Below are 12,679 nucleotides of genomic sequence, written 5' to 3'. Positions count from 1 at the left end.
GGCCCTGTCCGCATCGCGGCGAGCAGATTCACGCAATGGCTGGTTCCAGCCATGTGCGATCTGCTCTAGGCCAAGCGCGCGGCCAGCGCCATGGCCGCGACGCGCGGCATGGGGCGGCCGAGCAGGTAGCCCTGGCCCTTGCGCACCTGCAACGCCTCCAGCGCCTGGCGCTCGGCCTCGGTCTCCACGCCCTCGGCGACGATCTCGATGCCCGTCTCCCGCGCGAAATAGGTCAGCGCCGCCACCAGCGCGCGGCGGGCGGTGTCGGAATCGAGGCCGCGGGTCAGTTCCACATCCAGCTTGATGATGTCCGGTTCGAGCTGGATGATGTGCTGGAGGCTGGCGAAGCCCGAGCCCGCGTCATCCACCGCCAGCCGCACGCCCGCCGCGCGCAGCGGGGCGATGGCGGCGTTCAGCGCGGCATAGTCGCCCACGGGGGTATGCTCCGTCACCTCGATGATCACGCGCCCGCAGGGCCAATCGCCCAGCGCCTCGGAGAGGCGGCCCCCCAGCAGCGTGGCCGGCGCCAGGTTGACCGAGACGAAGAGCGGGTCCGGCAGGTCGCCCAGGGCTTCGAGCGCACGCGCGGCGGCGGCGAGTTCCAGGGGCTCGGCCAGGTCAGAGGCTTCCGCCTCCGCGAACCAGATGTCGGGCGTGCGGTAGGGCGTGGCGTGGAAGCGGCACAAGGCCTCGAATCCCACCAGGCGAAAGGGGGCGAAGGTGAAGATGGGCTGGTAGTGGAACTCGAATTCCCGCCCCTCGATCACCTGCAGGATGCGGTCGCGCAGGGCGTTCGCCTCCTGATCGCGGGCGCGCTCCCGGTCGATCTGGTGTGCCGCCAGGTCGGCGAAGACGCGCATCACCTGGAGGTCGCGCGGGTTCAGGCTGTGGTTGGGCGTGGGGCTGAGGCAGCAGAACATGCCGTACAACTCGCCATCCGCCAGCCGGATGGGCACGCTCATATGCGCGCCGATGGGGACATTGCGGGTGATGGGCAGGGTTTGGCAGAGCGCCTCGGCCGCGGTGTCGGCAATGAGCTCGGGCAGGCGGCCCGCCACGATGTGCCGGCAATAGACGTCATCGAGGGAAAGCGCGTCGCCCTGCTTGATGAGATGTTCGAGGCCGGGGGCACTCACCTCGCGCATCATGGAAAGATCGCCTACGAATTCCGAGATATAGGCCACCTCCATGCCCAGGTGGCGGCGGATCGCCTCCAGGGTGGGGGCCATCGGCGCATCCAGGGTTTCGGGGGTGATGACGCTGCCGAGGGCGGATTGTGGCATGCTGGCTGTTCCCAGGAGTTGGCTCCGGCCTGCATAGCAGCACCCGAGTGACGACAATGTTGACGCCGCGGTCTGGTTGCAAAGCCCAAGCTTGCCAAGGAATTATCGCGCGCCTGGTGATCGGCGGCACAAGAGGGGATAGGTCCATGGACGTTCAAATGCGGGTCCTGCTGCGCCTGTTCCAATGGTTTCGGCGCCCCCCGTCGCGCCAGCACCTCTGGATCATCGGGGCAACGGTGGCGGTGGCGGTTGTCATCGCCCTGGTCGAATGGGGCTTCGGCTGGCCGGATGCGCTGACGGTGGACCGCGGCCCCAGGGTCATACGGCAGTGATCCGGTAGGAGGGCGCGGCGTTCCCTGCTATGGGCGCGCCATGCACGCCCTCCGTCTCCTCGCCGACCGCGACCTCCGTCTCACCGAAGCACCCCCGCCCCCGCCTCCCGGCCCGGGCGAGGTGCAGATCGCCATGAAGGCCGTGGCGCTCAACCACATTGATGTCTGGGGCTGGCGTGGCATGGCCTTCGCCAAGCGGACCCTGCCGCTGACCGTGGGCGCCGAGGCGGTGGGCGAGGTCACGGCCCTGGGCGAGGGTGTGGCGGCATTCCGCCCAGGCCAGCGCGTGGTGCCCTATGGCGGCATGACCTGCGGCACCTGCAAGCATTGCCAGGCCGGCCGCGACAATCTGTGCGAGAACGTGGCCGGCGTGCGCGGCTTCCATGTGGATGGCTTCGCCCAGGGGCTGGTGAACACGCCAGCCCGTTTGTGCGTGCCGGTGCCGGAGGGTGTCTCCATCGAGGACGCCGCCTGCGCCAGCATCACCTTCGCCACCGTCCAGCACATGCTGTTCGACAACGCGAAGCTGGAGCCCGGCGAGACCGTGCTGGTCCATGCCGCGGGCTCGGGCATCGGCAGTGCGGCGGTGCGCATGGCGAAGGCCATCGGCTGCACCGTCATCGGCACGGTCGGCGATGAGGAGAAGGCCGAAAAGGCGCGCGCGCTCGGCGCCGACCATGTGGTGAACTACAATGTGGACCGCTTCGAGAGCATCGCCCGCCGCGTCACCGGCAAGCGCGGCGTGGATGTGGTGTTCGAGCATGTGGGGGCGGCCACCTGGCAGGGCTCATTGCTCTCCATGAAGATGGGCGGGCGGCTGGTGACCTGCGGCAGCACCTCCGGCGTCTCGGCCGAGACGAATTTGATGATGCTGTTCCAGCGGCAATTGCGCCTGATCGGCAGCTTCGGCGCCACGGTGCGCAACGTGGCCGAGGGGCTGGACAAGATGGCCCAGGGCATCCGCCCCGTGCTGGACAGCGTGCTGCCGCTCGACCGCTTCGAGGAGGGGCTGGCGCGGCTCGAATCCCGGCGCGTCTTCGGCAAGATCGTCGTCACGCTGTAGGGCGCTTTTCACATGCGCGAAAACCGCCCCAGCCGCGTCATTGCGAGCAGATTCACGCAATGGCTGGCTCCAGCCATGTGCGATCTGCTCTAGGCGCGCGGCGTGCGCGCGCGGCTGGCCCTGGCGGGCGAATGGGCCCTGGCGATGGTGGCGCGCGCCGCCTTCGCCTTCCTGCGCCTGCTGGGGCTGCGGGCGGCCTCGGCGCTGGGCGGCTTCGTGCTGCCGCGGCTCGGGCCCTTCACCCGCAACCACCGGCAGATGATGGACAATCTCCGCCTCGCCCTGCCGGAGATGGACGCGGCGCAGCACCAGGCCATCGCGCGGCGCGCCTGGGAGAATTTGGGCCGCACCGCCTGCGAATACGCCCATCTGGACCGCATCTGGGATTTCGACGGCGGGCGGGTCTATTCCCACCCGGACACCAAGGCGCGCCTGCAGGCCCTGATGGCCGAGGGGCGGCCCGTGCTGACCTTCTCGGCGCACCTGGCGAACTGGGAATTGCCGGCGGTGGTGGCGGCGCGGATGGGGCACCAGGGGGCCATCCTCTACCGCACACCCAACAACCGCTTCATCGCGGCCGACATCATCGCCCGCCGCGCGCCCATCATGGGCGAGCTGATCCCGGCCAGCGTGGCCGCGCCCATCCGCATGGCCTCCGCGCTGGACGAGGGCAAGTCGCTCGGCATGCTGGTGGACCAGCGCTTCGGCCGCGGCCCGGTGGTGCCCTTCTTCGGCCAGCCGGCCGCCTCCAACCCCTTCCTGGCGCGGCTGGCGCGGCGCTTCGAGGCACCGGTCTATGGCATGCGCGCCATCCGTGAGCCGGGCCCGCGCTTCCGCATCGAGCTGGTGGGGCCGGTGGAACTGCCGCGCGACGCCACGGGCCGCGTGGATGTGGAGGCCAGTACCGCCCTGCTGAACCGCATCATCGAGGGCTGGATCCGCGAGGACCCGGGGCAGTGGCTGTGGATGCATCGCCGCTGGCGGCGTTGAAGGTGGGCCGCTGGCGGCGTTGAAGGAAGTGCCGCTGGCGGCGTTGAGGGGATTTGGCTGGCGGCACGGAAAGGCTGGATTTCCGACGGAATTCCAAGCTAAAGCACGCAAGGCGCCACCTTGGGGAAGGCGGCGCCACGCCACTTGGGTCATCCACTGGGGCCATCCACTTGGGGGGAGTGGACCACATGCACCGACGCGCGCTTCTCGGCGCCTGCGCCCTGGGCGCCCCACTGGCCATGCTGGCCGGCTGCGGCACCAGCCGCGCCCCTGCGCCGCCCGTCATCGCCGATGTTCCGGGCCATGGGCCCTATACCGGCATCTCCTGCGTGCCCTATGCGCGGCAGCGCTCGGGCATCCAGCTCGCGGGCGACGCCTGGCAATGGTGGGACGCGGCGGCGGGCCGCTATAGCCGTGCCCGGCAGCCGGAGCCGGGCGGGGTGCTGGTCCTGGCCCGCACCTCGCGGCTGAATTCAGGGCATCTGTCGGTGGTGCGGCGGGTGGTCTCCTCGCGGGAAATCCGCGTGGACCATGCCAACTGGGCCTCGGGCGCCCTGCGCGGCCGCGTGGCGGAGGACCAGCCGGTGCTGGACGTCTCGCCCCGCAACGACTGGACGCAGGTGCGCGTCTGGTATCCGCGCATCAACGCGCTGGGCAACACGGTCTTCGCGGCGCATGGTTTCATCCTGCCGCGCACGGTGATGGCGGGGCGCTGAAGGGGGTCCCGATGGCCTGCATCCTCGTCTGCCACGGCGCCTGGTCGGGCGGCTGGTCCTGGAAGAAGCTGCGCGAACCGCTGCGCGCGGCGGGGCATGAGGTCTTCACCCCCACCTACACCGGCCTTGGCGAACGCGCCCACCTGACCCACCCGCTGGTGGACCTGCAAACCCATATCCAGGACATATTGGGCGTGATCGAGATGGAGGATCTGCGCGACATCATTCTCGTCGCGCATTCCTATGGCGGCATGGTGGGCACGGGCGTGGCCGACCGCGTGCCGGGCCGCATCCGCCATTTGGTCTACCTGGATGCCTTCGTGCCGGAGGATGGCCAGTCGCTGCAGGACATGGTGGGCGGCGGCGAGCCGCAGGCGCCCTTCGAGGGCTGGCTCCTCCCGCCCATGCCCGGCGCGCCCGACACCGCGCCCGAGGATCTGCAATGGACCCGCCCGCGCCGGCGCCACCAGCCCGCGCGCTGCTTCACGCAGAAGCTGCGGCTCAACCACGCCACGCCACCCTTCGCCCGCACCTACATCCATTGCACGGTGAAGGACGGCCACGACCCCTTCCGCCCCATCGCCGACCGGTTGCGGGGCATGCCCGGCTGGAACTTCCACGCCATGGAAGCGAGCCACAGCCCCAACATCACGGCCCCCGAGGCACTGGCCGCGCTGCTGCTGGAACTGGCGCAAGGGTGATTTCGCCGGGCCGCGTCCCGCCCTATACGGCCCGTTGCAAAGGGCGATTCACCGCTTCGGCGACGCGGATCGTGCCCTGATGAACCGGAGGCCGCCCATGTCCATCCCCCGCCGCGCCGCGCTGGCGCTGCCCGCCCTGGCCGTGGCGCCGGCCGCGCGGGCCCAGGCGCCCTGGCCCTCGCGCCCGGTGCGGCTGGTCGTGGGCTTCCCCGCAGGCTCCACCCCCGACATCGCGGCCCGCGCGCTCGCGCAGCACCTCCAGCCCGTGCTGGGCCAGCCCGTGGTGGTGGACAACCGCGCGGGCGGCGGCGGCACCATCGGGGTGGATGCGGCCCTTCGCGCCCAGGACGAGCACAGCCTGATCGTCACCATCGGCGGCCCCGGCTCCATCGCGCGGCTGGTCAACCCACAGCTGCCCTATGACCCCGCGACCGACCTGATGCCCGTCAGCCTGCTGGCGCGCATGCCCTTCGTGCTGTCCGTGCATCCGGGCGTGCCGGTGCGCGACGTGGCGGGCCTCGTCGCCCATGCGCGGGCGAACCAGGGGCGGCTGAACTATGGCTCGGTGGGCGCGGGCACGCTGGGGCACCTGGTCACGGCGGAATTCGCGGCGCGGCATGGGCTGGACATGACGCATGTGCCCTTCCGCTCCTGGCCCCAGGCCATCGGCGAGGTCGTGGCCGGGCGCGTGCAGCTGGTGGCCGCCGCCGCCGGCGCCGTGCTGCCCCAGGCGCTGTCCGAACAGGTGCGCCCGCTGGCCGTGACGGGCGAGGCCCGCGTGAACCAGCTTCCCGCCATCCCGACCCTGCGCGAACAGAACGAGCCCGATATCGGCGTCTATGCCTGGATCGGCCTGTTCGCCCCGCGCGGCACGCCCGAGGCCCGCATCACCCGCCTGGCCGGGGAGGCCGCCGCCGCGCTCGCCGCGCCCGAAACCCACCGCGCGCTCACCACCGCGGGGTTCGAGCCGCTGGGCACGCCGCCCGGCCTGCTGGCCACGCTGGTTCGCGCCGAACTTTCCCATTGGGGAGAGGTGATCCAGCGCCTCGGCATCCGCCCCGAAAGCTGACAAGGCATTGACGCGCGGCGACCCGCTATGCGCCAATTCCGGAACAAAACGCCTGAAGTGAGGGAGACGCCACGCCATGCCCGATGACGGCCTCATTGCCATCAAGCCCGAGATCGCGGCCAAGGCCCTGGTCACCGCCGAGCGCCGCGCCGCCATGGCGGAGCAGGCCGCCACCGACCCCGACGGCTTCTGGCGCGGCGAGATGGGCCGCATCGCCTGGATGCGCGAGCCCACGAAGATCAAGAACACCGACTTCACCGGCGATGTTTCGATCAAGTGGTTCGAGGATGGGGAGCTGAACGCCTCCGTCTCCTGCCTGGACCGCCATATCGCGTCGGGGCGGGGCGACCAGGTCGCCATCATCTGGGAGGGCGACGACCCGGCCAGCGACAGCAAGACGACCTACGCACAGCTTCATGCCCGCGTCTGCCAACTGGCCAACGCCATGCGCAAGCTGGGCGTGAAGAAGCGCGACCGCGTCTGCATCTATCTGCCCATGATCGTGGAAGCCGCGGTGGCCATGCTGGCCTGCGCGCGCATCGGCGCGGTGCATTCCATCGTCTTCGGCGGGTTCAGCCCGGACAGCCTGGCCAGCCGCATCCAGGATTCCGAGTGCTCGCTGCTCATCACCGCCGACGAGGGGCGGCGCGGCGGCCGCAAGGTGCCGCTCAAGGTCAATGCGGACGAGGCGCTGAAATCCTGCCCCAGCGTGCGGAACGTCATCGTGGCGCGCAACACGGGCACCGCCGTCGCCATGCGGGAAGGGCGCGACCACGAATGGGCCGCGCTGTGCGACGCCGAGCCCACGCAATGCGAGCCGGAGCGGATGAACGCCGAGGACCCGCTCTTCATCCTCTACACCTCGGGCAGCACGGGTAAGCCCAAGGGCGTGCTGCACACCACGGGCGGCTACATGGTCTGGGCTTCGTTCACGCATGAGCTGGTGTTCGACTACCGCCCGGGCGAGATCTACTGGTGCACGGCCGATGTGGGCTGGGTCACGGGGCACACCTACATCGTCTATGGGCCGCTCGCGAACGGGGCCGCCACGCTGATGTTCGAGGGCGTGCCCTCCTGGCCCGACAATGGCCGCTTCTGGCAGGTGGTGGACAAGCACCAGGTCAACATCTTCTACACCGCCCCCACCGCCATCCGCGCCCTGATGCGCGATGGCGAGGGGCCGGTGAAGAAGCATAAGCGCACATCGCTGCGCATCCTCGGCAGCGTGGGCGAGCCCATCAACCCCGAGGCCTGGCTCTGGTACTACCGCGTGGTGGGCGATGAGCGCTGCCCCATCGTGGACACCTGGTGGCAGACGGAGACGGGCGGCATCCTCATCTCCCCCCTGCCCGGCGCCGTGGCGCAGAAGCCCGGCTCCGCCACGCTGCCCCTGCCCGGCGTGACGCCCGCGCTGGTGGATGGCGAGGGCAAGTTCCTGGAGGGGGCCACCGAGGGCAACCTCGTCATCACCGACAGCTGGCCCGGCCAGATGCGCACGGTCTATGGCGACCATCCGCGCTTCGTGCAGACCTATTTCTCCACCTTCCCCGGCCTCTACTTCACCGGCGACGGCGCGCGGCGCGACGCCGACGGCTACTGGTGGATCACGGGCCGGGTGGACGACGTGATCAACGTGGCCGGCCACCGCATGGGCACGGCCGAGGTGGAATCCGCCCTCGTCGCGCACCCGAAGGTGGCGGAGGCCGCGGTGGTGGGCATGCCGCATGAGCTGAAGGGCCAGGGCATCTACTGCTACGTCACGCTGAACGCAGGCGAGGAACCTTCGGACGCGCTGCGCAAGGAACTCGTGGCCTGGGTGCGCAAGGAGATCGGGCCGATCGCCACGCCCGACGCCATCCAGTGGGCGCCCGGCCTGCCGAAGACGCGCTCGGGCAAGATCATGCGGCGCATCCTCCGCAAGATCGCGGCGAACGAGACGGACAGCCTGGGCGACACCTCGACGCTCGCCGACCCCACCGTGGTGCAGGAACTGGTGGAGAACCGGGTGGGCTGAGGGCTATTCCGCCGGCGCCTGCGCCCAGGATTTCGGCCTGAGGCGCCGCGCCACCCACCCCTCGAAGCGGTCCATGTAGACATAGGCCACGGGGACAAACAGCAGGCTCAGCAGCGTGGACGTGGCCAGCCCGCCGATCACCACCAGTGCCATCGGCGCGCGGAACTCGCTCTCCGCGCCGATGCCCAGCGCGATATGCGCCATGCCCGCCACCATCGCGATGGTCGTCATCACGATGGGGCGCGCGCGCTTGCGGCAGGCCTCGATGATGGCGGTCTCGCGGTCCACCTGCCCGTCCGCGCGGATCATGATGGCGTATTCGACCAGCAGGATGGAGTTCTTCGCCACGATCCCCATCAGCATCAGCACGCCGATGACGGCCGAGACGCCCATGGCCTGCTGCGCCACCAGCAGCGCCAGCAGCGCGCCGCCCAACGAGAGCGGCAGCGCCGACATGATGGTGAGCGGCTGCAGGAAGCCCCCGAACAGCAGCACCAGCACCAGGTAGACCAGCAGCACGCCCGTCCCCAGCGCCATCAGGAAGCCGCCGAACAGCTCCGCCATCACCTCGCTGTCGCCGGTGGGGCGGTTCGCGACACCGGGCGGCAGGTTCTGCATGATGGGCAGGGCGTTCACCCGCTGCATGGCATCGCCCAGCGGCATGCCGCCCAGTTCCGCCTCCACCGTCAACTGCCGCTGCCGGCCCAGCCGGTCTATCTGCGCGGGGCCGGCGGCGTGGGCGATGTCGGCCACCGCCTCAAGCGGCACCGCCAGCCCGCCACGGCCTTCCACGCGCAGCGCGCGCAGTTCCGCCATGTCGGCCCGCGCGCGTTCGTCCAGCATGACGCGAATGGGGATCTGCCGCTCGGCCAGGGTGAAGCGCGGCAGGGCCTGGTCCACATCCCCCACCGTCGCCAGCCGGATGGTGTTGGCGATGGCCGAGACGGAGACGCCCAGATCCGCCGCCCGCGCCTCGCGGGGCGTGATCTGCAATTCGGGCCGGGCGAGTGCCGCCGTGGACCGCGCGCCGGAGAGGCCCGGGATGGTGCGCATCTGCGCCGCCAGCGCATCGCCGGCGGCCGCCAGGGCCACGGGGTCCTGCCCCACCAGCGTCACCTGCAGGCGCGAGCCGCTCTGCCCATCCGCGCCGAAGCGGATGCGCGCGCCGGGGATCATCTCCAGTTCCGGCCGCAGGGCGTTCTCGATGTCCACCTGGCGCAGCGCGCGCTCCTGGAAGGGCACGAGCGTGGCCAGGATGTTCGCCACGCGCGGGTCGCCATTGCGGGTCACGCTGCCGAGGCCCGGGCCCCCGCCGCCGCCCACCTGCGTGCCCAGGCTCGCGAAGACCGTCACCACCTCGGGCCGCGCGCGCAGGATGCGCGTGGCCTCGCGCACCGCCGCATCCGTGTCCTCGATGCTGGCGCCGGGGGCGAGTTCGAGGGCCATCGAAATCCGCCCGCGATCGGCACCCGGCACGAAGTCGCGCGAGATGAAGGGAATGAGGGCCAGCGAGAGGGCGAAGAACGCCACGCCACCCAGGATGGTGAGGCGCTTGTGCCGCAGGCACCAGCGCAGCACGCCGCCATACCAGCGGCCCACCCGGCCCTCGCGCTCGGGCTCGTGGCGCGGCGGCTTCAGGAAATAGGCGCCCAGCAGCGGCGTCAGCAGCCGCGCCACCACCAGCGAGAACACCACCGCCGCCGCCACCGTCAGCCCGAACTGCCGGAAGAACTGGCCAGGGATGCCCGGCATGAAGGCCACCGGCACGAAGACCGCCAGGATGGTGGCCGTGGTCGCGACCACCGCCAGCCCGATTTCGGCCGAGGCGTCGAGCGAGGCGCGGAACACGCTGATGCCCGGCGTCTGCCGGATGTGGCGCACCGTGTTCTCGATCTCCACGATGGCATCGTCCACCAGCACGCCCACCACCAGCGTCAGCCCCAGCAGCGTGACGTTGTTGAGCGAGAAGCCCAGCCATTGCATCACGAAGAAGGTCGGGATCAGCGAGAGCGGCATGGCCAGCGAGGCCATGATGGTCGCCCGCCAGTCGCGCAGGAACAGATACACCACCAGCATCGCCAGCACGGAGCCGATCACCAGCGCCTCCACCGCCGCGTGGTAGCCGGCCAGCACGAAGGTGGCGGTGGTGGTGACGGGCGTGATCTCCACGCCGTCCATCTCGGCCGAGAGGGCGCGGGCGCGGGCCATCACCTCCTCCGCCACGCGCACTTCCGAGGAACCGCGCGTGCGGACGATCTCGAAGCCCACCACGGGCCTGCCGTCCAGCCGCGCGGCGGTGCGGATTTCGGCGGTGCCGTCCTCCACATCGGCCAGTTCGGCCAGCCTTGCGCTGCGGCCGCTGGGCAGGATGATGCTGCGCTCGCGCAGTTCGGCCACCGTCAGCGCCGAGCCCAGGGTGCGGATGGCCTGCTCGCCCGTGCCGATGGTGCCGCGGCCGCCGGGCAGGTTGATGTTCTGTTCGCGCAGCTGCGCGTTCACCTGGCCGGCCGTGATGCCCAGCGCCAGCAGCCGGTCCGGCCGCAACGCCACGCGGACCTCGCGGGCCACGCCGCCCACGCGGTTCACCTGCGCCACGCCGTTCACCGCCAGCATGGCGCGCGAGATGGTGTCGTCCACCAGCCAGCTCAGCTCCGGCACCGTCAGCCGGGGCGAGGAGACGGTGAAGGTGACGATGGCCCCACCCGTGGCCTCCACGCGCGTCACCACGGGTTCGCGCACGCCGGCGGGCAGGTCGCTGCGGATGCGCCCCACCGCGTCGCGCACGTCATTGGCCGCGCGGTCTATGTTGGTGCCCAGCGTGAACTCGACCACGGTGGTGGAGCTGCCATCCACGATGATGGAGCGGATGGTCTTCACCTGCCCCAGCCCCGCCACCGCATCCTCGACGCGGCGGGTCACCTGGGTTTCCATCTCGGTGGGCGCGGCCCCCGACTGCACCACCGAGATCACCACCGCCGGCAGATCGAGGTCCGGCGTGTTGTTGATCCGCAGCATGGGGTAGGCGAAGATCCCCGCCACCGTCAGCAGCAGGAAGATGACGGTCGTCGCCACCGGGTTGTGGATGGCCCAGCCCGAGATGTTGCGGTGGTGGGGGAGGATGCGGCTCATGGCGCCGCGACCCGCACCAGGTCTCCATCGGCCAGGAAGCCCGCGCCGGAGAGCACCACGCGCTCCCCTTCCGCCAGGCCTTCGCGCACCTCCACCATGCCCTCCAGCCGCTGGCCGAGCGTCAGGCGGCGCAGGCGCACGCGCTCCTCGCCGGGCGCCAGGGTGAAGACGGCGGGCGCGCCGTCGCGGAACACCACGGCGGCGGCGGGCAGCAGCACGGCCGGGCGCGGCGGGCCCATGATCTCGGCGCGGGCGAACATGCCGGGCAGCAGGCCCGCGCCGGGCGGCAGCGCCACATGGACGGTGCCCAGCCGGTTCTCGGGGGTGATGGTGGGCGCGATGGCGCGCACCTCGGCCATGATCTCGCGCCCGCCATGGCGCACGCGGACCGGCTGGCCGGGGGCGATGCCGGCCAGTTCCAGCTCGGGCACACGGGCGTTCAGCTCAAGCCGCCCGTCGCGCACCAGGCGCAGCGCCTCCTGCCCGGCCCCCGTCACCGCGCCAATGCGCAGCACCACGCGCGAGACCAGGCCATCGGTCGGCGCCAGCATGGTCGCCTGGGCGAGGCGTGCCGCCACCTCCTCACGCCGCGCGATGGCGGCGGCAAGCCGCGCCTCGGCCTGGGCGGCGACGGATTCCCGCTGCTCCAGCACCTGCCGGGGCCCGATCCCGCCGCTGGCCAGCGTGCGGGCGCGGGCGACCTCGCTCTGGGCGAAGTCCAGCGCCAGCCTTGCCTCGTTGATGCTGGCCTCCACCTGGGCGCCCTGGGCGCGCAGCAGGGCGTCGTCCAGCCGCACCAGCACATCGCCGGCGCGGACCTGGTCGCCCTCCTCCACCCGCACCTCCAGCACGCGCAGCCCCCCCACCTCGGCGCCCAGCACCAGCTCCTGCCAGGGGGCGACGCTGCCATCGCCCACCACGGGCACGGTCAGCGGCCGGATGGTGGCGGGGATGAGCGGGACGGTCAGCACGGGGGTCGGGCCGATTGCGGCGGGCGCCCGAGGCGTGGCGGCGGGTCGCGGCCAGAGGAACCAAGCCGCGGCGGCCAGGGCCAGCAGCACCAGCACGAGCATGACGACGCGCCCGCGCCGACGCGCGGGGCGGGAGGCCTGCGCCTCCTCCGCCTCCTGGGGACGGGCATCGAGCATGTTCATCGGAAGGAAGGCCGGCCGGCGGGGCGAGGTTGCATTGCCACGCGGTTATCCCACGAAAGGCACTCCCCGCGCAGGCCAATTCCGCGCCATGAAATGATCTGTAACACCCCATGATCTACGCCCTCAGGCGCCGGGCGCACGCTCCGCGCGCTGGGCTTTCGCCGCGCGACGGGTGCGCCTGTGGCGCGGTCGGTGGGGCGGCGCCGGCCGCCTTGCGGCCGGATTCGT

10 protein-coding genes are annotated in these 12,679 nt (G+C 71.3%); 7 read left to right on the top strand and 3 right to left on the bottom strand.

The annotated features are described in order from the left end of the window. Window positions 1-65: 65 nt before the first annotated feature. A complete protein-coding gene (locus GGQ83_RS06015) occupies window positions 66-1,283 on the bottom strand; it encodes a sensor domain-containing phosphodiesterase (protein WP_207018065.1) in 1,218 nt (405 codons plus the stop codon). A gap of 146 nt (window positions 1,284-1,429) precedes the next feature. Here GGQ83_RS06015 and GGQ83_RS06010 point away from each other — a divergent pair, with 146 nt between their 5' ends. The 7 genes from GGQ83_RS06010 (at window position 1,430) to acs (ending at window position 8,168) form a co-directional block, all read left to right on the top strand. Then, complete coding sequence (locus GGQ83_RS06010) at window positions 1,430-1,615, top strand: hypothetical protein (protein ID WP_184382810.1); 186 nt, start codon at window positions 1,430-1,432, stop codon at window positions 1,613-1,615. A 40-nt stretch (window positions 1,616-1,655) separates the two neighbouring features. Then, a complete protein-coding gene (locus tag GGQ83_RS06005; RefSeq protein WP_184382809.1) occupies window positions 1,656-2,678 on the top strand; it encodes a zinc-binding dehydrogenase in 1,023 nt (340 codons plus the stop codon). 102 nt (window positions 2,679-2,780) lie between these two features. Beyond that, the gene (locus tag GGQ83_RS06000) at window positions 2,781-3,668 is read left to right on the top strand and encodes a lipid A biosynthesis lauroyl acyltransferase (RefSeq protein WP_184382808.1); all 888 of its coding nucleotides are present in this window, start codon (window positions 2,781-2,783) and stop codon (window positions 3,666-3,668) included. 188 nt (window positions 3,669-3,856) lie between these two features. Next, entirely contained in the window at window positions 3,857-4,384 is a 528-nt protein-coding gene (locus tag GGQ83_RS05995; RefSeq protein ID WP_184382807.1) for a CHAP domain-containing protein, read from the top strand. Between the two features lie 11 nt (window positions 4,385-4,395). Beyond that, complete coding sequence (locus GGQ83_RS05990) at window positions 4,396-5,085, top strand: alpha/beta fold hydrolase (protein ID WP_184382806.1); 690 nt, start codon at window positions 4,396-4,398, stop codon at window positions 5,083-5,085. A gap of 97 nt (window positions 5,086-5,182) precedes the next feature. Then, window positions 5,183-6,154 (top strand): Bug family tripartite tricarboxylate transporter substrate binding protein, encoded by a 972-nt coding sequence (locus tag GGQ83_RS05985; protein ID WP_184382805.1) that lies wholly within the window; start codon window positions 5,183-5,185, stop codon window positions 6,152-6,154. Between the two features lie 76 nt (window positions 6,155-6,230). Further along, complete coding sequence (gene acs, locus GGQ83_RS05980) at window positions 6,231-8,168, top strand: acetate--CoA ligase (RefSeq protein ID WP_184382804.1); 1,938 nt, start codon at window positions 6,231-6,233, stop codon at window positions 8,166-8,168. A 3-nt stretch (window positions 8,169-8,171) separates the two neighbouring features. Here the strand turns inward: acs and GGQ83_RS05975 are convergent, their stop codons facing one another. Together GGQ83_RS05975 and GGQ83_RS05970 are read right to left on the bottom strand one after the other, a co-directional pair. Beyond that, a complete protein-coding gene (locus GGQ83_RS05975; RefSeq protein WP_184382802.1) occupies window positions 8,172-11,297 on the bottom strand; it encodes an efflux RND transporter permease subunit in 3,126 nt (1,041 codons plus the stop codon). After that, entirely contained in the window at window positions 11,294-12,451 is a 1,158-nt protein-coding gene (locus tag GGQ83_RS05970) for an efflux RND transporter periplasmic adaptor subunit (RefSeq protein WP_184382800.1), read from the bottom strand. The genes GGQ83_RS05975 and GGQ83_RS05970 overlap by 4 nt, the downstream gene beginning before the upstream one ends. Between the last annotated feature and the right edge of the window lie 228 nt (window positions 12,452-12,679).

The sequence above is a fragment of the Roseococcus suduntuyensis genome, assembly GCF_014196305.1.
Lineage (GTDB): Bacteria > Pseudomonadota > Alphaproteobacteria > Acetobacterales > Acetobacteraceae > Roseococcus > Roseococcus suduntuyensis.
Note: the sequence above shows the minus strand (reverse complement) of the source record. Positions and strands in the feature narration are given on the sequence as shown.

Coding starts and splice junctions, on each gene's coding strand:
- GGQ83_RS06015 (WP_207018065.1), bottom strand. CDS start 1,283: ATGCCACAATCCGCCCTCGGCAGCGTCATCACCCCCGAAACCCTGGAT.
- GGQ83_RS06010 (WP_184382810.1), top strand. CDS start 1,430: ATGGACGTTCAAATGCGGGTCCTGCTGCGCCTGTTCCAATGGTTTCGG.
- GGQ83_RS06005 (WP_184382809.1), top strand. CDS start 1,656: ATGCACGCCCTCCGTCTCCTCGCCGACCGCGACCTCCGTCTCACCGAA.
- GGQ83_RS05995 (WP_184382807.1), top strand. CDS start 3,857: ATGCACCGACGCGCGCTTCTCGGCGCCTGCGCCCTGGGCGCCCCACTG.
- GGQ83_RS05990 (WP_184382806.1), top strand. CDS start 4,396: ATGGCCTGCATCCTCGTCTGCCACGGCGCCTGGTCGGGCGGCTGGTCC.
- GGQ83_RS05985 (WP_184382805.1), top strand. CDS start 5,183: ATGTCCATCCCCCGCCGCGCCGCGCTGGCGCTGCCCGCCCTGGCCGTG.
- acs (WP_184382804.1), top strand. CDS start 6,231: ATGCCCGATGACGGCCTCATTGCCATCAAGCCCGAGATCGCGGCCAAG.
- GGQ83_RS05975 (WP_184382802.1), bottom strand. CDS start 11,297: ATGAGCCGCATCCTCCCCCACCACCGCAACATCTCGGGCTGGGCCATC.
- GGQ83_RS05970 (WP_184382800.1), bottom strand. CDS start 12,451: ATGAACATGCTCGATGCCCGTCCCCAGGAGGCGGAGGAGGCGCAGGCC.